Origin of the sequence: Vogesella sp. EB, from assembly GCF_001037925.1 — a bacterium.
GTDB lineage: Bacteria > Pseudomonadota > Gammaproteobacteria > Burkholderiales > Chromobacteriaceae > Vogesella > Vogesella indigofera.
In genome coordinates this window covers 26,922-46,402 of sequence record NZ_LFDT01000025.1, presented here as the reverse complement: position 1 = coordinate 46,402, position 19,481 = coordinate 26,922, and the positions used below count along the sequence as shown (strand labels likewise).

The following is a 19,481-nucleotide window of genomic DNA, read 5'->3' as shown; positions in this document are numbered from 1 at the left end:
CCCCGCCACCTCCGTCAACACCCCGCCACGCACTTTATCGCACAAAATCGGCAAGTCGTTGATTCCACAGCCACCCCGCCGCCAGGAAAAATGAAAAAGGTTGGCCGCAACGCTTGCGGCCAACCTTGAGCACTTCAAATACGGCGCGTGAATTACGCGTGATAAGCGGTGACGCGCTCCACTTCTTCCCTAGAGCCGAGGAAGACCGCCACCCGCTCGTGCAGACCGTTAGGCTGGATATCCAGAATACGCTGATGGCCGTTGGTCGCCACGCCACCGGCCTGCTCGATGATGAAGGCCATCGGGTTGCCTTCGTACATCAGGCGCAGCTTGCCCGGCTTGCCCGGGTCGCGGGCATCCTTCGGATACATGAACACACCGCCACGCACCAGGATGCGATGCACCTCGGCCACCATGGAGGCTACCCAGCGCATATTGTAGTCCTTGGCCAACGGGCCTTCGCTACCGGCCAGCAATTCGCCGATGTAGCGTTGCACCGGTGCTTCCCAGTGACGCTGATTGGACATGTTGATGGCGAATTCCTTGGTGGTTTCCGGCACCTGCATGCGCGTATTGGTCAGCACCCAGGAACCCAGCTCACGATCCAGCGTGAAACCGTACACACCCTGGCCGAAGGTCAGCACCAGCATGTTCTGCGGGCCGTACAGTGCATAGCCGGCGGCCACCTGGCGACTACCCGGTTGCAGGAAGTCCTGCTCGGTTGGCTGTTCGTTACCTTCCGGCGCTTCCAGCACCGAGAAGATGGTGCCGACCGAGATGTTGACGTCGATATTGGAAGAACCATCCAGCGGGTCGAACAGCAGCAGGTAACGGCCACGCGGCATGTGATCCGGGATCGAGTGCGGCAGCTCCATCTCTTCGGAGGCCATCGCACCGAGGTTGCCACCCCACTCGTTGGCTTCCAGCAGGATGTCGTTGGCGATCACGTCCAGTTTTTTCTGGGCTTCGCCCTGCACGTTGCCGGTACCGGCCTCGCCGAGCACACCAGCCAGCGCGCCCTTGTTGACGGAGTGGGCGATGGCCTTGCAGGCGCGGGCCACGGTTTCGATCAGCAGACGCAGGTCCGGCGGCAGTGCACCGTGCTGGCGCTGTTCTTCGATCAGGAAGCGGGAAAGGGAGATACGGCTCATCGTTGTCCTCGTATCGCAAGGTAGGTGGAAAAGGGCTATGGGCAAAGTTTACCATCGCCCTTCTGCCATCGGGGGTGTTACCTGCGAACTACATGAATTGACAAAGAAAAACGCCCGACTTGGGCGGCGAGTGCACTCGATGCGCTCGCCAGTCGGGCGTTGACAGGATCAGACGGTCAGGCTCAGGCGTTGAGTTCCTTGGCCAGGTACAGCCAGGTTTCCACCACGGTGTCCGGGTTCAGCGAGATGGTCTCGATGCCCTCTTCCACCAGCCACTTGGCGAAGTCCGGGTGATCGGACGGGCCCTGGCCGCAGATACCCACGTACTTGTCGAGCTTGCGGCAAGCCTGGATCGCCATGTGCAGCATGGCTTTCACCGCCTCGTTGCGCTCGTCGAAGGTGGTGGCGATCGGGCCGCCGGAGTCGCGATCCACGCCCAGGGTGAGCTGGGTCATGTCGTTGGAGCCGATGGAGAAGCCGTCGAAGAATTGCAGGAACTTCTCGGCCAGTACCGCGTTGGTCGGCAGTTCGCACATCATGATCAGGCGCAGGCCGTTTTCGCCACGCTTCAGGCCGTTGGCGGCCAGGATCTCGATCACTTTCTCGGCTTCGGCCAGGGTACGCACGAACGGGATCATCACTTCCACGTTGGTGAGGCCCATCACGTCGCGCACCTTCTTGATGGCGCGGCATTCCAGCTCGAAGCAGTCGCGGAAGCTGTCGGCCACGTAGCGCGCCGCGCCACGGAAGCCCAGCATCGGGTTTTCTTCGTGCGGCTCGTACAGTTGGCCGCCGATCAGGTTGGCGTACTCGTTCGACTTGAAGTCGGACATGCGTACGATGACCTTTTTCGGGTAGAAGGCAGCAGCCAGCGTGGACACGCCTTCGGCGATTTTATCCACGTAGAAGTCTACCGGGCTGGCGTAACCGGCGATGCGATCGGTAATGGTCGCTTTCAGGTCGGCCGGCAGGGTATCGAACTCCAGCAGCGCTTTCGGGTGGATACCGATCTGACGGTTGATCACGAACTCCATGCGCGCCAGGCCCACGCCTTCGTTCGGCAGCTGCGCGAAGTCGAAGGCCAGTTCCGGGTTGCCCACGTTCATCATGATCTTCACCGGCGACTTCGGCATCTTGTCGAGTTCGAGCTCGATGATTTCCACTTCCAGCAGGCCATCATAGATGTTGCCGGTGTCGCCTTCGGCGCAGGATACGGTTACCTGCATGCCATCACGCAGCAAGTCGGTAGCGTCGCCGCAACCCACTACTGCCGGGATGCCCAGCTCGCGTGCAATGATGGCCGCGTGGCAGGTACGGCCGCCACGGTTGGTCACGATCGCGGCAGCGCGCTTCATCACCGGTTCCCAGTCCGGGTCGGTCATGTCGGTTACCAGCACGTCGCCGGCCTTCACCTGGTCCATCTCGGACGCGTCCTTGATCATGCGCACGGTGCCCTGACCGATCTTCTGGCCAATGGCGCGGCCTTCGACCAGCACGGTGGACTTGTTCTTCAGGCGATAACGGCGCAGGGTGTCCTTGCGGTCTTCCTGCGACTTCACGGTTTCCGGACGCGCTTGCAGGATGTACAGCTTGCCGTCGGTACCGTCACGGCCCCACTCGATGTCCATCGGGCGGCCGTAGTGTTTTTCGATGATCAGCGCGTAGTGGGCCAGTTCTTCCACTTCCGCGTCGGAGATCGAGAACTGTTTTTGCAGTTCCGCTGCCACGTCGACGGTTTTCACCGAGCGGCCGGCTTGCGACGCGTCGGTGAACTCCATCTTGATCAGCTTGGAACCCATGTTCTTGCGCAGCACGGCCGGACGGCCGGCACGCAGGGTCGGCTTGTGGACATAGAACTCGTCCGGGTTCACCGCGCCTTGCACCACTGTCTCGCCCAAACCGTAGGAAGAGGTGATGAAGACCACGTCTTCGAAGCCGGATTCGGTATCGATGGTGAACATCACGCCGGCAGCGCCGCTATCGGAACGCACCATGCGCTGCACACCAGCCGACAGTGCCACCACATCGTGGGCAAAGCCTTTGTGTACGCGATAGGAGATGGCGCGGTCGTTATAGAGGGAAGCGAAAACGTGCTTCATGGCGTCCTTGACGTTGTCAAGGCCACGAATGTTCAGGAAGGTTTCTTGCTGGCCTGCGAACGAGGCATCGGGGAGGTCTTCTGCGGTTGCAGAGGAACGGACTGCGACGGAAATATCGGCACCACCGGCATCGGCGACCATTTTGTCCCAGGCAGTCTTGATGTCTTCATCAAGCTTGGCCGGGAATGGGGTGTCGATAATCCATTGCCGAATTTCCTTGCCGACGCGGGCCAGTTCGGTGACATCATCGATATCGAGTTTGCCAAGGGCTTGGTTGATTCGGTCGGCGAGGCCATTGTGCTGCAAAAAGTCACGATAGGCGTCTGCAGTAGTTGCAAAGCCTCCCGGTACTCGCACGCCGGAGTTTGCCAGCTGACTGATCATTTCGCCGAGAGAGGCATTCTTGCCGCCTACTTCTTCAACGTCGGTCATGCGCAGCTTCTCGAACCAGATGACGTAGTTCTCTGCCATCACTTCACTTCCTGTATGTGGATTGGACGATAGGGATAGCGCATTCTAGCCGAACAAGTCGCTGTTTGCGTAGCTACTTCTGCACTGCACAACACGGGGTTTGCCCTCACTCAAGGCACAATGCCGCTTTCTGGTGTTCCGTCCTGCACCACAATGTCGCAGTTTTGCCGACTGCCGCTGTAGTCGGCAAACTACAGCGCTCCGCCGCCAGGTGCCGCGCTTGCGGCTTGCATCCGCCGCCGCCTGCCCGCAGACTTGCCGCTGTAGACCGCCACTGGACATTTGCAGGAAATCACCATGCCGCATCGCCGTTCCGTTTTTTTTGTTTCCGACCGCACCGGGATCACCGCCGAATCACTCGGAAACACCCTGCTGACGCAATTTGATGCCCAAGAGTTCAAGCGTGAAACGGTGCCGTTTATCGATACCGTGGAGAAAGCGCAGGAGCTGACACGCCAGATTGACGAGGTCGGCGCCACCGACCACCTCAAGCCGCTGGTCTTTACCAGCATCATCAAGGCCGATGTCCGCGCCGCACTGCAGATCAGCCACGCGCTGGTGATCGATTTCTTCGAGACCTTCATTGGCGAGCTGGAACGGGAGCTGGGTGAAAAAGCGACACTACAGCTGGGCAAGGCGCATGGCATGAGCAACGAAGCGGAATACGATCACCGCATCGAGGCGGTGAACTTCTCGCTCAATCATGACGACGGCGTGAAGCTGAAGGATCTGGCCGAGGCCGACGTGATCCTGATCGGCGTGTCACGCTCCGGCAAGACACCGACCTGCCTGTATCTGGCACTGCAGTACGGCATCAAGGCGGCCAACTATCCGCTGACCCCGGAAGACCTCGACAGCCCGACATTGCCGAAAATGCTACTGCCGTACCGCAGCAAGATGTTCGGCCTGACCATCGATCCGGCGCGACTACACTACATCCGCTCCGAACGCCGTCCCGATTCGCGCTACGCCAGCATGGACAACTGCCGCCGCGAGGTGAACGAGGCCGAGTCGATGTTCCGCCATCATTCGGTGCCGTTCATCAGCACCACGCACAAGTCGATCGAGGAAATCGCCTCCACCATCATGCACAAGGCGCACCTCAACCGCCGCTTCTAAAAACGGCTTGACGCCCGCAGCAATGCCGTGATCTGATAAAAAACATGACTACCAAACCCGCAACCGCAGCTTTCTTTTTTTCCTGGTGGCGCCTCTGACGGCGGCACCGCGGTTGCGTACGTAAAGCAAACCCGGGAGCAGCCGACAAGGCGCCCGGGTTTTTTGTTGCACCATCCCCCCCTGCGCCAAGTCGGTCTCCCGCAAAATAACGGAGATCAGCATGGACATCCTCAGCACCGTATCCAGTAACGACATCATCCTCACCGGTGACCGCACCACCGGCCCGCTGCACCTCGGCCACTACGTCGGCTCGCTGCGCAACCGTGTCATCCTGCAGGAGCGCTGCCAGCAATTCCTGCTGCTGGCCGACGCCCAGGCGCTGACCGACAACATGGGCAACTACCTGAAGGTGCGCGACAACGTGCTGCAGGTGGCGCTGGACTACCTCGCCGTCGGCATCGATCCGGCCAAGAGCACCATCTTCATCCAGAGCCTGGTGCCGGAGCTGATGGAGCTGGCCTCCTACTACCTCAACCTGGTCACCGTGTCGCGGCTGGAACGCAACCCGACCATCAAGGACGAGATCAAGCTGCGCGGCTACGAGCGAGACATCCCGGCCGGCTTCCTCACCTACCCTGCCGCCCAGGCCGCCGACATCACCGCGTTCAAGGCCACCATCGTGCCGGTCGGTGCCGACCAGATCCCGATGATCGAGCAGACCAACGAGATTGCCCGCCGCTTCAACAGCAGCGTTGGCCGCGAGGTACTGGTCGAGGCGCGGGCGGTGGTGCCAACCGCCGGCGCGCGCCTGCCCGGCATCGACGGCAAGGCCAAGATGTCGAAATCGCTGGGCAATGCGCTGCCGCTGTCGGCCACCCCGGACGAGATCAGCCACGCGGTGAAGATGATGTACACCGACGCCAATCATCTGCGCGTCGATGATCCCGGCCAGGTCGAGGGCAATGTGGTGTTCGCCTATCTGGACGCCTTCGAGCCGGACAGCGCACTGGTGGCCGATCTCAAGGCGCACTACCAGCGCGGCGGCCTCGGCGACAGCGTGATCAAGAAACAGCTGGAGGAGCGGCTGCAGGCGCTGCTGGCCCCGATCCGCGCCCGCCGCGAACACTACGCGCAGGACCCAGCGCAGGTGATGGCACTGCTGAAGGAAGGCACCTACAAGGCACGCGCGGTGGCGGCACAGACACTGGCGGAAGTGAAGGCAGCGATGGGCCTCAACTACTACTGAACGCAGCCTGCGGCCAAGCTTGCCAGCGTTGGCCGCGACCAGCACACCCTCACCGGCACCTGGCAACCAGCAGGCGACCGACCATCACCAGCGCGGGAGAGACATCATGGAATGGGTTTACCAGTGCCGTAACTTGCAGGAAGTCCGCGACCAGATCGACACCCTGGATCGCGCCATCGTCAGCCTGATCGCCGAGCGCGGCCTGTACGTGCAGCAGGCGGCCGATTTCAAACAGCCCGGCGACGGTGCGGAAGACGGCAAGCGCCGCGACCAGGTGATGCGCCGCGTCACCCGCCTTGCCGGCGAGCTGGGTGCCGATGCCGCGCTGACCGCGAAGATCTACCGCGAGATGATCGGCCACTTCAGCCAACGCGAGCGCGCGGCACTGCTGGCAGCGCTGCCGGACGGTAACGCCGCATGAGCGCGCCACGTTTGCCGGCGCAGTGCCGCGACATGGCGGAAATCCGCGGCGAGATCGACCGTATCGACCAGCAGGTGATCGCGCTGCTGGGCGAGCGCTTCCGCTACGTCAAGGCCGCCACCGCGTTCAAGCACAGCGCCGACACCGTGCGCGCCAAGGCACGCTTCGATAGCATGCTGGCGCAACGCCGCGTGTGGGCCGAGCAACAGCAGCTGTCCGCCGACGTCATCGAACGGCTGTACCGCGAGCTGGTGAACTACTTCATCGCCGAGGAACTGGCGGCATGGCAGGTGCAGCAGCCAGCGAGTGGCTGAGCGCCGGCCGGCCAGCGGCGAGGACTTACTGCGCTACAGGACCGGCCGGTAGTGGCAGCAGCTTGCCCATGGCGCTGGCGCCCTGCGCCGCGTGCTCCGGCAGCAGCTGCATGCCGAGCCAGACGCCGCCGACGATCAGCAGCACCACCAGCCCGCCCTTCCAGATGAAGCCGAACGACCAGTCCGCCTCGGCACGGTGTCGCAGTGCAAACAGGAAGGACAGCGGCGGAATGAAGAAGGTCAGCGAGCCCCACACGATGCGCCCGTGGTTGAAGGCCGCCATCGTCGCGCCCAGGCAGCCGAGGTAGAACACCACCACGGCCACGGAAAATACCAGACCGATCAGCGCGACCAGCCCCAGAATCAGCATGCTCATTGTTTGTCAGCTCTTAGAAAGTCAGTTGCAGGCCATCGTACGCCACCGCCACCCCCGGCGGACACTGTGCCGACAGCACGTGGTATTCCAGCTGGTGCGTCATGTGGATCAGGAAGGTCTGCCTTGCGGCCAACCTTTGCGCCCACTCCAGCGACGCCGCCAGATGCAGGTGCGAAGGGTACGGCTCCGGCCGCAGGCAGTCGAGGAATAGCGTGTCCAGCCCCTGCAGCAGCGGCAGACTGGATTCGGGAATGTCGGACAGGTCGGTCAGCCACGCCACATCGCCGATGCGCCAGCCCAGGCATGGCCAGGGGCCGTGCTGCAGCGGAATCGGCGTCACCGTCACGCCGCTGATGGTCAACGGCGCAGTCACCAGCTCGGTATGCAGCACCGGCTTGTCCCACACCGGCGACGGCGGCGCCAGCGCGTAATCGAAGCGGCGGCGGATGTTGTCGAGGGTGAAGGCATTGCCGTACAGCGTGATCGGCCCCTTTTTCACGTAGCAAAAGGCGCGCAGGTCGTCGATGCCGTTGAGGTGATCGGCATGCGGGTGGGTGTACAGCACCGCGTCGACGCGGCTGATGCCCTCGCGCAGCGCCTGCTGGCGCAGGTCGGGCCCGGTGTCGATCAGCACGCCGGCGTCACCGATGCGCACATAGGCGGAGCAACGGGTGCGCCGGTTGCGCGTATCCGTCGAGCTGCAGCTAGGGCAGCCGCAACCGATGGCCGGCGTGCCGCTGCTGGAGCCGCAACCGAGGACTGTCCACTGCAGCTTGCTCATCGTCATCGCCTCAACCCTGTCCCGCGACGCGCTGCGCCTTGGCGAACAGGCGGAAGAAATTGTCGGTGGTGGCTGCCGCCACCGTCTCGAACGACAGGCCGCGCAGCTCGGCGATATGCGCCGCCACGTGCTTGACGAAGGCCGGCTCGTTGGTCTTGCCGCGGAACGGCACCGGCGCCAGATACGGCGAGTCGGTTTCCACCAGCAGGCTCTCCAGCGGCACCTTCTGCGCCACTTCCTTTACCACCGCCGCGTTCTTGAAAGTGACGATGCCAGACAGCGAGATGTAGAAGCCCAAATCCAGCGCGGCGCGGGCGGTATCCCAGTCTTCGGTGAAACAGTGCATCACGCCACCGGCCTGATCGGCGCCGTGCTCACGCATCATGCGCACGGTATCGGCGGCGGAAGCGCGGGTATGGATAACCAGCGGCAGGCCGGTGCGGCGCGCGGCGCGGATGTGCACCGCGAAGCGCTCGTGCTGCCACGCCAGATCGCCCTGGCACCAGTGGTAGTCGAGGCCGGTCTCGCCGATGCCGACCACCTTCGGGTGCGCCGCGTGCGCCACCAGCTCGTCCTCGCTGAACTCCTCCGCCTCCGGGTCATCCGGGTGGATGCCGACGGTGGCGAACAGGTTGGCATGCGCCTCGGCCAGTGCGAGCACCTCCGGATACTTCGGCCGGCTGACACCGATCACCAGCGCGTGGCCGACACCGTTGGCGGCCATATTGGCCAGCACTTCCGGCATGCGCGCGGCAAGGTCGGGGAAATTGATATGGCAGTGCGAATCGACCAGCATGATGGGCTTTCAAAAAAAATTGCGGCCAACGTTGGCCGCAACAGATTGACAGCAGAAATTGTAGAAGATTGCCCACTACTTGTGAACTTGCCTGCTCACAACGAACAGCCCCCCATTACTGCTGTTCAGAAAAAGGTGCTCTGGAGACTGCTACGCATCCTGACCAGCTCATCGCTCAGTTGCGGCAGCGCCCTGCCTTCCGCCGGCATGACCCGATACAAGCGGAACAGGTTACTGCTCCTCGTTTCATACAGTTCGGTAATGTACAGTTTTGTGCTGCCCTGGCTATCCGCCTGGAACAGCATATCGCCATAGGCATTTTCGACAGCACTGTAGATATCGGAACGCTTCGTCTCCAGTGCCGGGCTGCCTACCCGTACCGCGAGACAAGACATGCGCTGATTTCTGGCTTCGAGAATGTCCTGATAGACATAGTCTTCGCTTTTCTGGCACACCGGGAGAATATTGGTCAGATACTCGGTACGGACACGGCGGTAAAGGCTGACATCCAGCCGCATGAATTCATTCAGTCGCTCGGCATTGAATTTGCCGAGATAAAGATAAGCGGTCGCTACACCCCGCCCGGAAATCGGTGAGCCGACTTCGTCAACCGTATCCAGATAATAACCGCTATGCAGCACCTGCCAGGAGCTGCCCAACTCAAGCGGCTTGCTGCCCAGTGTCAAGCGACTCAGCTCGGTACCTTTCGGCAGGGCTTGCACGAACTTGTCCCCTTGCTCCTTGGCCGAGTCAAAAAAGCCGAAGTCGACACGGACTTCCGTTGCCTGCGCGCCGCCCATCAATGCCAACAGCACCAGCGCGCCAATGAAGCGTTTCATTTTTTCCCCTTTCCGGCGCTGCGCACCGGATCATTACGCATTATCAATATTCAGCCTGCTTTTCTGTTGCCATTGTCTTGCCACAGAAAAAACCAAAATGAATACTATTTCAAAAAGGAGAAAAACAAAACAATTTAAACCAAAAGCATAAATCGTGAGAAAAAACTACATGGTATGGGTTGGCCGCGTCGAGTTCAGCGCGCCGCCGAGCAGGCTCTCGATCTTCAGCCGCGCCTGCTTGCAGGTTTCGTCGGCGGCGAATTCGATGCCGATGCCCTGGTTGCGGTTGTTGTTGGCACCGGCGGGGGTGAGCCACGCCACCTTGCCGGGGATTGCCAGCTTCTGGGTGTCGTCCAGCAGCGTCAGCAGCAGAAACACCTCGTCGCCGAGATTGTAGTCGCGGTTGGTCGGCACGAAGATGCCGCCGTTGCGCAGGAAGGGCATGTAGGCCGCGTACAGCGCGCTGCGCTCCTTGATCGACAGCGACAGCACGCCGGGGCGGCTGGCGTCGGGCTTGATCTCGACTGCGTTATCCATGCTGATCCTGTGTCATGTGGGCTTGCCAGCAAAGGCTTTCAGGTAGTTCATCAACAGGGCTTCCAGTTGCAGCCTTGTCACCAGGGTGTGCTGGCCATACGGCGCCAGTGCGGTCAGTTCGCGCTGGCAATCCATTAAAGCATGGATATTCAGCCGTGGCAGCAGGCGCTGCATCGCCGCCTGCTGTGCCGGGAAGTAGCGCACCGCGCCGCCCAGCCGCAACGCGGCCAGGTCGTGCAGCCATTTGCCCAGCCAGCGCAGCGGCAGTTCCAGCGCCACCTTCTGTTTGTCGATGGCGTCGGCGAGGCTCAGCACGCTGCCCATGCTGCACTCGGTCAGCCCGGACACGAACTGCTTGCGCAGCGCCGCCTCCGCCGCGTCGTGCTCGAACAGCGGCATGCCGCCGTGAAACGCCAGCTCGGCCTCGGCGTCCTCGACGCCCTGTTCGTTCACCCACGCCAGCGCCTCAGCCGCCGACGGCAGGCTGAGCGGAAACTGGCGACAGCGACTCTTGATGGTCGGCAGCAGCCGCTGCGGCGCATCGGACACCAGCAGGAACACCACCTCGGCCGGCGGTTCTTCCAGCACTTTCAGCAGTGCGTTGGCGGCGGCCGGGTTCAGCGCTTCCGCCGGTTCCACGATCACCACCCGTCGTCCGCCACGGTGGGCGCTGAGATGGGCGAATTCGATCACGTTGCGCACGCCGTCGATCTTGATCACCGGCAGCTTGCGTTTCGGCGCCTTGGCTTCCTTGCCGTCTTCCGCCTCCTCGTCATCGCCGTGCGGTGTCAGCACGCGCAGGTCGGGATGGTTGCCGGCGGCAAACCAGTGGCAGGCCTGGCACTGGCCGCAGGCGTGGTGATCGGCCTGCGGCGCCTCGCACAGCAGCGAGCGCGCCACTTCCTGCGCGAATTCGCGCTTGCCGATGCCGGCCGGGCCGCTGAGCAGCCAGGCATTGGGCAGACGCTCGAAGTTGGCGGCCAACCTTTGCCAGTCGCTGGCTTGCCACGGGTAACGCATCAGGCTTGCGCTTTCAGCATGGCGAGACGGCCGGCCAGCTGCTGCTGGATGTCGGCGATGTCGCCGGTGGCGTCGACCACGAAGAAACGCTGCGGATAGGCGGCGGCGCGGGCGAGGTAGCTGTCGCGCACACGCTGGTGGAAGTCCTCGCGCTCGCGCTCGAAACGGTCCGGCAGCCGCGTCTGGCTCAGCCGCTGCTGCGAGACCTGCAGCGGCACGTCGAGCAGGATGGTCAGGTCCGGCTGCAGCCCCTGCTGCACCCACTCCTCCAGCTGCGCGATGCGCTTGGCCGGCACGCCGCGGCCACCGCCCTGGTAGGCGAAGGTGGCGTCGGTAAAGCGGTCGCTGACGACCCAGCGCCCCATGGCCAGCGCCGGGCGGATCACCGACGACAGCAGCTCCTGGCGGCTGGCGAACATCAGCAGCGTCTCGGTATCCAGCGTGGCTTCGGTGTCGACGTCGAGCAGCAGTTCGCGCAGCTTCTCGCCAAGCGGCGTGCCGCCCGGCTCGCGGGTGAACACGGTGTCAACGTTGGCCGCAGCCAGCCAGTTGCGGATGAAGGTCAAATGCGTGGTCTTGCCGGCACCGTCGAGTCCCTCCAGCGTAATGAAGCGCGCTCTGGACATCATCAACCTTTCTTCAGGATGTATTGGCGGACGGCGGCGTTGTGCTCGTCCAGTGTTTCGGAGAATTGGGTGGTGCCGTCACCGCGCGACACGAAGTACAGCGCGCGGCTGGGCGCCGGGTGCGCGGCGGCGTCCAGTGCCGCGCGGCTGACCAGCGCGATCGGCGTCGGCGTCAGCCCGGCGCGGGTATAGGTGTTGTACGGCGTGTCGCGGCGCAGCGCGTCCTTGCCGATGCGGCCGCGGTAGCGCTCGCCCATGCCGTAGATCACCGCCGGATCGGTCTGCAGCCGCATGCCGATGCGCAGGCGGTTGACGAACACGCTGGCCACCATGCTGCGGTCTTCCTCGCGCGCGGTTTCCTTCTCGATCAGGCTGGCCATGATCAGCAGCTGGTACGGCGTCTGGTACGGCAGGTCGGCGGCGCGCGATTCCCACACCGTCTGCAGCTGCTGCATCAGCGTCTGGTTGGCGCGGCGCAGCAGTTCCACATCGCTGCTGCCGGGCAGATAGTAGTAGGTGCTGGGGAAGAACAGGCCTTCGACACTGCCCTCGCTCATGCCCAGCTCGGCCAGCAGGCGCTGCTCGCTCCAGCCGGCGCTGTCCTGGCGCAGGTCTTCCTCTTCACGCAGCGCCGCGCGGAACTGGCGGAAGGTCCAGCCCTCGATGATGGTAACGCTGGCCTGGTCCGGGTGGCCGTCGTTGAAGCGCGACAGGTACTGCCACAGCGCGGTGGCGCCGGAGAACTGGTACAGCCCGGCCTTCAGCTTGCGGTCGCTGCCCATCATGCGCGAGATCGCCACCATCACCCAGCGGTTGCGGATGGCGCCATCCTCTTCCAGCGTGCGTGCCAGCTGGCCCATGGTGCGGTTGGGGGCGACGCTGACGGTGTAGGGCGAGCCGGGCGGGGTCACCGGCACGGCAACCACCCAGGCCAGCCACAGGGCAAACAGCAGCGCGAACGCGGCAAGGATACGGCCTATCAATCGGTGCATACGGACTTCATCAACTTAGCTAAAAAGAGGCGCTTGCGCCGGGTGAAAAGGCGCGCTGGCGCCGGACGCGCGATGATACCACGCACGCCGGCCGCCTTCCGCGCCAAAGCGGCACGCCGTTCAGGGCTGCGGCGACAGCACCACACCGTAGCGCTGCGACACGTCGGCGGCGGCCAGCGGCCGCAGCGGCAGGCTGCCTTCGGCCAGGCACAACTGCAGCGCCAGCGTGCCCTGCTGCCACGCCGTCCAGTCCGCCGCCGTCGGCGGCAGGCCGTCGGCGCTGCGCAACATCACCTCGCTCAGCGCCAGCAGCTCGCGGTCGTCCACCACCGCCAGCTCGCCGCCGGCCTCGACAAACAGCCGCCCGCCTTCGTCCAGCAGCGCCAGCCGCGGCGTGCCGGGGTCGATGTCCGGCAGCCAGTGCCAGCCGGCCTCACCGCGCCGCACCACATAGGGCGCGGCATCCAGCGCGACGTAGACCTTTTGCGGGCCGTTCTGCACGTAGTAGCGGCCGTCGCCGTCGCGCGCATAGTTGCGGCGGAAGAAATCCACGATCGCGGCCTGGTTCAGCCGCTCCTCGCGCAGCCACCACTGGCCGCGCGCATCCAGCCGCAGCCAGCCGAACACCGCCGGCACGTTCGGCCACTTGGCGAGTGACGCCAATACCATTGCATCCATGTCGTTCGCTCCTGTCTCAGCTGTTGCGCAGTATGTCGGTGGGTGGGGTGCGCGTGATTTTACGCAGCAGCGGCCAGCCGGCAAGGCCGACCACCGCGCCACCGCACAGCGCGCCCAGCAGCGGCAGCCACAGGTTCGGCGCCAGCGGCAGGTTGAACAGCTGCACCGCCACCAGGCTGCCGATCGCCATCGCGCCGATGCCGGCCATGAGCCCGGTCAGGCCGCCCAGCCACGCCAGCTCGGCGAGGATCACCGCGCGCACCTGCTGCCGCGAGGCCCCCAGCGCGCGCAACAGCGCGACATCGAACTGCCGCTCGTCGCGGGTGGCGGCCAGCGCCGCCCACAGCACCAGCACGCCGGCGGCCAGCGCCAGGCTGAACATGGTTTCCACCGCCAGCGCCAGCCGCCCGATCACCGCCTTCACCTCGCGCACGATGACGCTGATATCGATCACGGTGACATTGGGCAGCGCCGCCACCAGCCGGTTGTTGAAGTCCTTGTCCGGCGCGCGGTAGCTGGTGATGTAGCTGGCGCTCTCGCCCCCCATCCAGCCCTGTGGCGCGATCACGAAGAAATTGGGCTGGAAGCTGTCCCACGCCACCTTGCGCAGGCTGGTCACCGGCGCCTGCCAGCGGGTGCCGGCGATGTCGAACACCAGCACGTCGCCCATGCGGATGCCCAGCGTCTCGGCCAGCCCCTGTTCCACCGAGAATGCCGGCTGCGTGCTGTCCGCCGGCCACCACTTGCCGGCGGCAAAGCCGTTGCCCGGCGGCGGCGCGGCGCGCCACGACAGGTTGAACTCGCGCTCGGCCAACCGCTGCGCGCGCTCGTCCTCGTAGTCGCTGCCCTTCACCGCGCGCTCGTTGATCATCAAGAGCCGCGCCCGCGTCATCGGCGCCGCCTGCGGCGCGCTGCGGCCAACCTTGGCGAACAGCGCGTCCAGCGTCGCCTGCTGCGGCGCCTGCAGATTGATCAGGAACGAATCCGGCGCATCGGCCGGCAGCGACTTCTGCCAGGCGCCGATCAGGTCGTCGCGCACCACGGTCAGCGTCAGCAGCGCCATCAGGCTCACCGACAGCGCCGCGATCTGGATCACCGCCAGCCACGGCCGCCGCGCCAGGTTGGCCGCACCGTGGCGCCAGCCGACGGCACCGGACAGCGGCACGCGGCGCAGCAGGCGCACCACGCCCCAGGCCAGCAGACCGACCGCCAGCAGGAAGCCGACCAGCCCGCCCAGCAGCCACAGCGCCAGCGTGCTGTCGCCGACCTGCCACGCCGCCAGCCCGAGCAGCGCGACAATGGCCAGCAGCGGCGCCAGCAGCGAACGGCTGGAGGTCGGCATGTCGGCACGCAACACCGCCACCGCCGGAATACGGCGCAGCGCCAACAGCGGCGGCAGCGCAAAACCGGCGAGCAGGATCAGCGCCGACAGCGGCCCGCTCAGCCAGGCGGTGAGCGCCGGCGCCGGCAACCCCGCGCCCAGCCACTGCTGCGCCAGCAGCAGCAAGCCGGCCTGCACGCCATAGCCGGCGACGGTGCCGAGCACGCCGGCCACCAGCGCCAGCCACAGGAACAGGCTGCCCCACACCAGCGCTACCTCGCTACCGGTCTGCCCCAGCGCGCGCATCACCGCCACGCTCTGCCAGTGCCGCGCCAGGTAGCGGCGCACCGCCAGCGCCACCGCCGCCGCCGACAGCAGCACCGACAGCAGCGCGGTCAGGCCGAGGAAGCGCCGTGCCCGCTCCAGCGCCGATTTCACCTCCGGCCGCGCCTCCTCGACATCCTCCAGCCGCGTGCGGCGGTCCAGCTGCGGCGCCAGCCACTGGCGGTAGCCGGCCACGCTGGCGGCATCGCCGGCCACCATCAGCCGGTAGCGCACGCGACTGCCGTCCTGGACCAGGCCGGTGGCGGCCAGATCGGCGTGGTTGAACAGCACGCGCGGGATGAAGTTGTACAGGTCCATCGCCCCGTCCGGCTCGCGCAGCACTTCCGCGCTCAGGCGCAGGCTGACGTTGCCGAGGCGCACGCTGTCACCCAGACGCAGGCCCAGCTTCTGCAGCAGCCGCGAATCGGCCCACAGCTCGCCCGGCGCCGGCGCCAGCCGCCCTTCTTGCAAACCCTGTTGCGTGCGCAGCTGCACCTCGCCGCGCAGCGGATAGCCGGCGGTGACCGCCTTCAGCGTCGCCAGCACCGCCTGCTCGCGAGCGAACACCATCGACGGGAAGGTGGCCGCCTCCGCCTGCTGCAGGCCGCGCTGCGCCGCCTGCTGCCGCCACGCGTCCGGCGGCGGCCGGTTGCCGTTGGACACCAGGTCGGCGGCCAGCAGCTGGCTGGCCTGCCGCGTCAGCGCCTGCTCGATGCGGTCGGAAAAGAAGGCGACGCTGCTCATCGCCGTCACCGCCACCAGCAGCGCCAGCAGCAGCACCGTCAGCTCGCCGGCACGCAGCTCGCGCCGCAACAGGCGCCAGCCCATCTGCAGCGACAGCCGGCTCATGTCGCCTCCCGCTGCAGGCGGCCGTCGTTGAGGCGGTAGACCGCGGCACAGCGCGACGCCAGCGCGGTGTCGTGGGTGACCAGCACCAGCGCGGTGCCGGCCTCGGCGTTGAGCTGGAACAGCAGCTCGATCACCTGCCGCCCGGTGGCCGGATCGAGGTTGCCGGTCGGCTCGTCGGCAAACAGCAAGGTTGGCCGCACCACGAAGGCGCGCGCCAGCGCCACCCGCTGCTGCTCGCCGCCGGACAGGTGGCGCGGGTAGTGATCGAGACGGTGGCCGAGGCCGACACGCTGCAGCATGGCGCTGGCAGCGGCGCGGGCATCGCTGCGCCCGGCCAGCTCCAGCGGCAGCATCACGTTTTCCAGCGCGGTGAATTGCGGCATCAACTGGAAGTTCTGGAACACGAAGCCGACCTTGTCGCGGCGCAGCAGCGCGCGCTGGTCCTCGTCCAGCGCCGACAGCGCCTGGCCGGCCAGCCACACCTCGCCGGAACTTGCCGGGTCCAGCCCTGCCAGAATGGCAAGCAGCGTGGATTTGCCGCTGCCGGAGGCGCCGACGATGGCGACGCTCTCGCCGGCGGCGACACTGAAGCTGGCTTGGTGCAAGATGGTCAGCGTCTGGCCGTGGTAGTCGACCTGGCGCGCCAGCGCTTCGGCGCGCAGGATCACGTTATTTTCTGGAGAGGGATTCATGCTTTATCGCTGCTTTCTGCTGGTTGTCTTGCTGCTGGCGCCGCACATGGCACACGCCGCGCGTATCGTGGTGTTCGGCGACAGCCTGTCCGCCGCCTATGGCCTGCGCCCGGAACAGGGCTGGGTCAGGCTGTTGCAACAACAACTGGGCAGCACGCATCAGGTCATCAACAGCAGCCTGTCCGGCGAGACCACCGCTGGCGGCCTGGCGCGGCTGCCGGCGGTGCTGCGGCAACAGCGCCCGGAGGTGCTGATTCTGGAGCTGGGCGGCAACGACGGCCTGCGCGGCCTGCCGCTGCCGGCGATGCAGGACAACCTGTCCGCCATGGTCCGCCTGGCCCAGCGTGCCGGCGCGCGGGTGCTGCTGGTCGGCATGGCACTGCCCCCCAATTATGGCCCCGATTACGGCGCCAAGTTCCGGCAGGTGTATGACAAAGTGGCACGCCAGCACAAAGTGCCGCTGGTGCCGCTGCTGGTGGCCGGTTTCGAGCAGGATCTGGCGCTGTTCCAGGGCGATGGCATCCATCCGGTCGCGCAGGCGCAGCCGCGCATGGTGCGCAACGTGCTGCCGGCGCTGACGCCGCTAATCGCCAGAAAATAGCAGGAATCACTGTTTTTTGTGGTGAACGCAACGTTTCTCAGGCTTTTGCCACACTTCATGACATAAAGGTTAACCTTGTGACTGCGGCGGCCCATCCGGCTGTCCGCCCGCTGCCGCCTTCCCACAAGGATTCCCCATGCCCGCTCTTGCCGCCGCGCTCGCCCAGCGCCTGGTCACCCCGTTCCGCGGCCTGCCCGCCGGCGTCTACATCCAGATCGTCGCCACCATGATCAACACCATGGGCGGCATCGCCAAGCTGTTCCTGCCGCTCTATTTTCTGGAGCGCTACCGACTGCCCTACGGCAGCATCGGCCTGCTGATGGGCTGCTACGGTCTGGGCTGCGTGCTGGGCGCCTATGGCGGCGGCGCCCTCAGCGACCGCCTCGATACCCGCAAGCTGTGTGCGGCGCTGCTGCTGGCCAGCGGGCTGCTGACCATGTCGCTGGCGCTGCCGCTGCCGGTGTGGGGCTTCGTGCCGCTGCTACTGCTGACCGGTATCGCCGATGGCGGCTTCCGCCCCGGCAATATGCGGCTGGTGCTGGAGCCGTGCGCGCCGGCGCAGCGCGCCACCGCACAAGGGCTGTACCGGGTGGCGTTCAACCTCGGCACCTCGCTGGCCGGCATCACCGGCGGCCTGCTGGCGGTGTACGGCTACCAGTGGGTGTTCGTGGCGCAGGGCTGTGCCAGCCTGCTGGCCTGCCTGTGGCTGGTGGCCGCCTATCGCCGCCAGCCGCCGCAGCCGGGCCGGGCGCAAGCGTCTGCGGCCAACCTGGTGGAGCAGGACGGCTCGCCGTGGCAGGACCGCGCCTTTTTGCGCTTCATCGCCGGACAGCTGCTGATCCTGGCGGTATTCGACCAGATGTACGGCACGCTGGGCATGTTCCTGCGCGAACACTACCGGCTGGGTCCGGAGTGGATCGGCTACCTGTTCACCCTCAACGGGCTGATGGTGGTCGCGCTGCAGGTCAGCATTGCCCACCGTGTTGGCCGCTGGGGGCTGCAGCGCTGCTCGCACCTCGGCGTGCTGTGCATCGGCATGAGCTTTCTGCTGCTCAATGCCGGCGTCGCCGCCGGCTGGGCGCTGATGGCGATGCTGGTGCTGACCGTCGGCGAGCTGCTGCTGTCGCCGACCTGGTCGGTGATCGTGATGCAGCGCTCGGAGGGGCGTCAACGCGGCCGCTACCTCGGCGTCTACGCCGCGGCGTGGAGCGGGCGCACGCTGTATGCGCCGGCGATCGGCACCTGGGCCTACGGCCAGTTCGGCGGCGCGCTGCTGTGGTGGCTGTGCGCCGGGGTGGCGCTACTGACCGTGCTGCTGCAGGCCGGTGCGCTGCGCCAGATGCTGGCGCCGGCGCCATAAAAAAACCCTGCATCGCGGATGCAGGGTGGTGACTGCGGCCAACCTTAGGGCTGGCGCGGGCAGATGCTGATTATAGCGCGGCGGCGTTCTCGGCCAGGTAGGAAGCCACGCCTTCGGCGGATGGCTTCATGCCTTTCTTGCCCTTGTTCCAGCCGGCCGGGCACACTTCACCGTGTTCTTCGGTGAACTGCAGCGCGTCAACCATGCGCAGCATCTCGTCCACGTCGCGGCCCAGCGGCAGGTTGTTGACCACCTGGTGCTGTACCACGCCGGACTTGTCGATCAGGAAGGAGCCACGGAAGGCCACGCCACCGTCGGCTTCCACGTCGAAGGCCTTGCACAGCTCGTGCTGGATGTCGGCCACCAGGGTGTAGCCCACCTGGCCGATACCGCCTTTTTCCACCGGGGTGTTGCGCCATGCGGCGTGGGAGAACTGGCTGTCGATGGACACGCCGATCACTTCCACGTTGCGGGACTTGAACTCGGCCAGGCGGTGATCAAACGCGATCAGCTCGGACGGGCACACGAAGGTGAAGTCCAGCGGGTAGAAGAACACCACGGCGTATTTGCCTTCAGTCGCCTGCTGGAAGGAATAGTTGTCAACAATCTGACCATCGCCCAGAACGGCGGAGAAGGTTTTTTCGCCTGCAAAGAACGGTGCCTGTTTGCCTACAAGTACGGCCATGTGATTCTCCTTGGAGTTCGGTTATGTGTGAATCCTGCGGACGGTGATTCCGCAAACTGGCACGTTTATAAATCAGCGGTGGCGCCAGCTGCCAATTGAATATCCAAATTACCACCATTAAGACGGGCAATCACCACGCCGCAGTGTCCCCCCATCCCCGGCCGCCACGCGCCATGGGGTGGC

At 65.2% G+C, this 19,481-nt stretch carries 20 protein-coding genes; 6 read left to right on the top strand and 14 right to left on the bottom strand.

Annotated features, from left to right (window positions below):
* Positions 1 to 152: 152 nt before the first annotated feature.
* Both ACG97_RS13300 and ppsA read right to left on the bottom strand, forming a co-directional pair.
* Positions 153 to 1,151 carry a class 1 fructose-bisphosphatase gene (locus ACG97_RS13300; protein WP_047967851.1) on the bottom strand — a complete coding sequence of 333 codons (999 nt, stop codon included), beginning with the start codon at positions 1,149 to 1,151 and terminating at the stop codon, positions 153 to 155.
* A gap of 182 nt (positions 1,152 to 1,333) precedes the next feature.
* Positions 1,334 to 3,721: a phosphoenolpyruvate synthase gene (gene ppsA / locus ACG97_RS13295; protein ID WP_047967850.1), complete on the bottom strand. Its 2,388-nt coding sequence runs from the start codon at positions 3,719 to 3,721 to the stop codon at positions 1,334 to 1,336.
* Positions 3,722 to 4,018: 297 nt separating this feature from the next.
* Here ppsA and ACG97_RS13290 point away from each other — a divergent pair, with 297 nt between their 5' ends.
* The 4 genes from ACG97_RS13290 to ACG97_RS13275 all read left to right on the top strand — a co-directional run bounded on the left by ACG97_RS13290 (position 4,019) and on the right by ACG97_RS13275 (position 6,821).
* The gene (locus tag ACG97_RS13290) at positions 4,019 to 4,840 is read left to right on the top strand and encodes a pyruvate, water dikinase regulatory protein (protein WP_047967859.1); all 822 of its coding nucleotides are present in this window, start codon (positions 4,019 to 4,021) and stop codon (positions 4,838 to 4,840) included.
* A gap of 220 nt (positions 4,841 to 5,060) precedes the next feature.
* On the top strand, positions 5,061 to 6,086 hold the full coding sequence (gene trpS, locus ACG97_RS13285) for a tryptophan--tRNA ligase (protein WP_047967849.1): 1,026 nt from the start codon (positions 5,061 to 5,063) through the stop codon (positions 6,084 to 6,086).
* 106 nt (positions 6,087 to 6,192) lie between these two features.
* On the top strand, positions 6,193 to 6,507 hold the full coding sequence (locus ACG97_RS13280) for a chorismate mutase (protein WP_047967848.1): 315 nt from the start codon (positions 6,193 to 6,195) through the stop codon (positions 6,505 to 6,507).
* On the top strand, positions 6,504 to 6,821 hold the full coding sequence (locus ACG97_RS13275) for a chorismate mutase (protein WP_047967847.1): 318 nt from the start codon (positions 6,504 to 6,506) through the stop codon (positions 6,819 to 6,821). The genes ACG97_RS13280 and ACG97_RS13275 overlap by 4 nt, the downstream gene beginning before the upstream one ends.
* A 25-nt stretch (positions 6,822 to 6,846) precedes the next feature.
* Here the strand turns inward: ACG97_RS13275 and ACG97_RS13270 are convergent, their stop codons facing one another.
* The 11 genes from ACG97_RS13270 to ACG97_RS13220 form a co-directional block, all read right to left on the bottom strand.
* Positions 6,847 to 7,197 (bottom strand): hypothetical protein, encoded by a 351-nt coding sequence (locus ACG97_RS13270; protein WP_047967846.1) that lies wholly within the window; start codon positions 7,195 to 7,197, stop codon positions 6,847 to 6,849.
* 13 nt (positions 7,198 to 7,210) lie between these two features.
* Positions 7,211 to 7,978 carry an MBL fold metallo-hydrolase gene (locus ACG97_RS13265; RefSeq protein WP_047967845.1) on the bottom strand — a complete coding sequence of 256 codons (768 nt, stop codon included), beginning with the start codon at positions 7,976 to 7,978 and terminating at the stop codon, positions 7,211 to 7,213.
* A 10-nt stretch (positions 7,979 to 7,988) separates the two neighbouring features.
* A complete protein-coding gene (locus ACG97_RS13260; protein ID WP_047967844.1) occupies positions 7,989 to 8,774 on the bottom strand; it encodes a TatD family hydrolase in 786 nt (261 codons plus the stop codon).
* Positions 8,775 to 8,899: 125 nt separating this feature from the next.
* Positions 8,900 to 9,613, bottom strand: coding sequence for a hypothetical protein (locus ACG97_RS13255; RefSeq protein ID WP_047967843.1), 714 nt, complete (start codon positions 9,611 to 9,613; stop codon positions 8,900 to 8,902).
* A gap of 165 nt (positions 9,614 to 9,778) precedes the next feature.
* Positions 9,779 to 10,150, bottom strand: coding sequence for a PilZ domain-containing protein (locus ACG97_RS13250; protein WP_047967842.1), 372 nt, complete (start codon positions 10,148 to 10,150; stop codon positions 9,779 to 9,781).
* Positions 10,151 to 10,162: 12 nt separating this feature from the next.
* A complete protein-coding gene (gene holB / locus ACG97_RS13245) occupies positions 10,163 to 11,170 on the bottom strand; it encodes a DNA polymerase III subunit delta' (RefSeq protein ID WP_047967841.1) in 1,008 nt (335 codons plus the stop codon).
* The gene (gene tmk, locus ACG97_RS13240) at positions 11,170 to 11,796 is read right to left on the bottom strand and encodes a dTMP kinase (RefSeq protein ID WP_047967840.1); all 627 of its coding nucleotides are present in this window, start codon (positions 11,794 to 11,796) and stop codon (positions 11,170 to 11,172) included. Before tmk ends, holB begins: the two co-directional genes overlap by 1 nt.
* Positions 11,797 to 11,798: 2 nt before the next feature.
* A complete protein-coding gene (gene mltG, locus ACG97_RS13235) occupies positions 11,799 to 12,788 on the bottom strand; it encodes an endolytic transglycosylase MltG (RefSeq protein WP_047967839.1) in 990 nt (329 codons plus the stop codon).
* A gap of 120 nt (positions 12,789 to 12,908) precedes the next feature.
* Positions 12,909 to 13,466: a DUF2946 family protein gene (locus ACG97_RS13230; RefSeq protein WP_047967838.1), complete on the bottom strand. Its 558-nt coding sequence runs from the start codon at positions 13,464 to 13,466 to the stop codon at positions 12,909 to 12,911.
* Positions 13,467 to 13,482: 16 nt separating this feature from the next.
* Positions 13,483 to 15,960 carry an ABC transporter permease gene (locus ACG97_RS13225; RefSeq protein ID WP_047967837.1) on the bottom strand — a complete coding sequence of 826 codons (2,478 nt, stop codon included), beginning with the start codon at positions 15,958 to 15,960 and terminating at the stop codon, positions 13,483 to 13,485.
* On the bottom strand, positions 15,957 to 16,652 hold the full coding sequence (locus tag ACG97_RS13220; protein ID WP_047967836.1) for an ABC transporter ATP-binding protein: 696 nt from the start codon (positions 16,650 to 16,652) through the stop codon (positions 15,957 to 15,959). The genes ACG97_RS13225 and ACG97_RS13220 overlap by 4 nt, the downstream gene beginning before the upstream one ends.
* Between ACG97_RS13220 and ACG97_RS13215 the strand changes: the two genes are divergently transcribed.
* Together ACG97_RS13215 and ACG97_RS13210 are read left to right on the top strand one after the other, a co-directional pair.
* Complete coding sequence (locus ACG97_RS13215) at positions 16,651 to 17,253, top strand: arylesterase (RefSeq protein ID WP_047967835.1); 603 nt, start codon at positions 16,651 to 16,653, stop codon at positions 17,251 to 17,253. The two genes, ACG97_RS13220 and ACG97_RS13215, sit on opposite strands and share 2 nt — an antisense overlap.
* A gap of 136 nt (positions 17,254 to 17,389) precedes the next feature.
* Positions 17,390 to 18,613, top strand: a complete 1,224-nt coding sequence (locus ACG97_RS13210) for an MFS transporter (RefSeq protein WP_047967834.1) — start codon at positions 17,390 to 17,392, stop codon at positions 18,611 to 18,613.
* Positions 18,614 to 18,683: 70 nt separating this feature from the next.
* Here ACG97_RS13210 and ACG97_RS13205 read toward each other — a convergent pair whose 3' ends face one another.
* Positions 18,684 to 19,298, bottom strand: a complete 615-nt coding sequence (locus ACG97_RS13205; protein ID WP_047967833.1) for a peroxiredoxin — start codon at positions 19,296 to 19,298, stop codon at positions 18,684 to 18,686.
* Between the last annotated feature and the right edge of the window lie 183 nt (positions 19,299 to 19,481).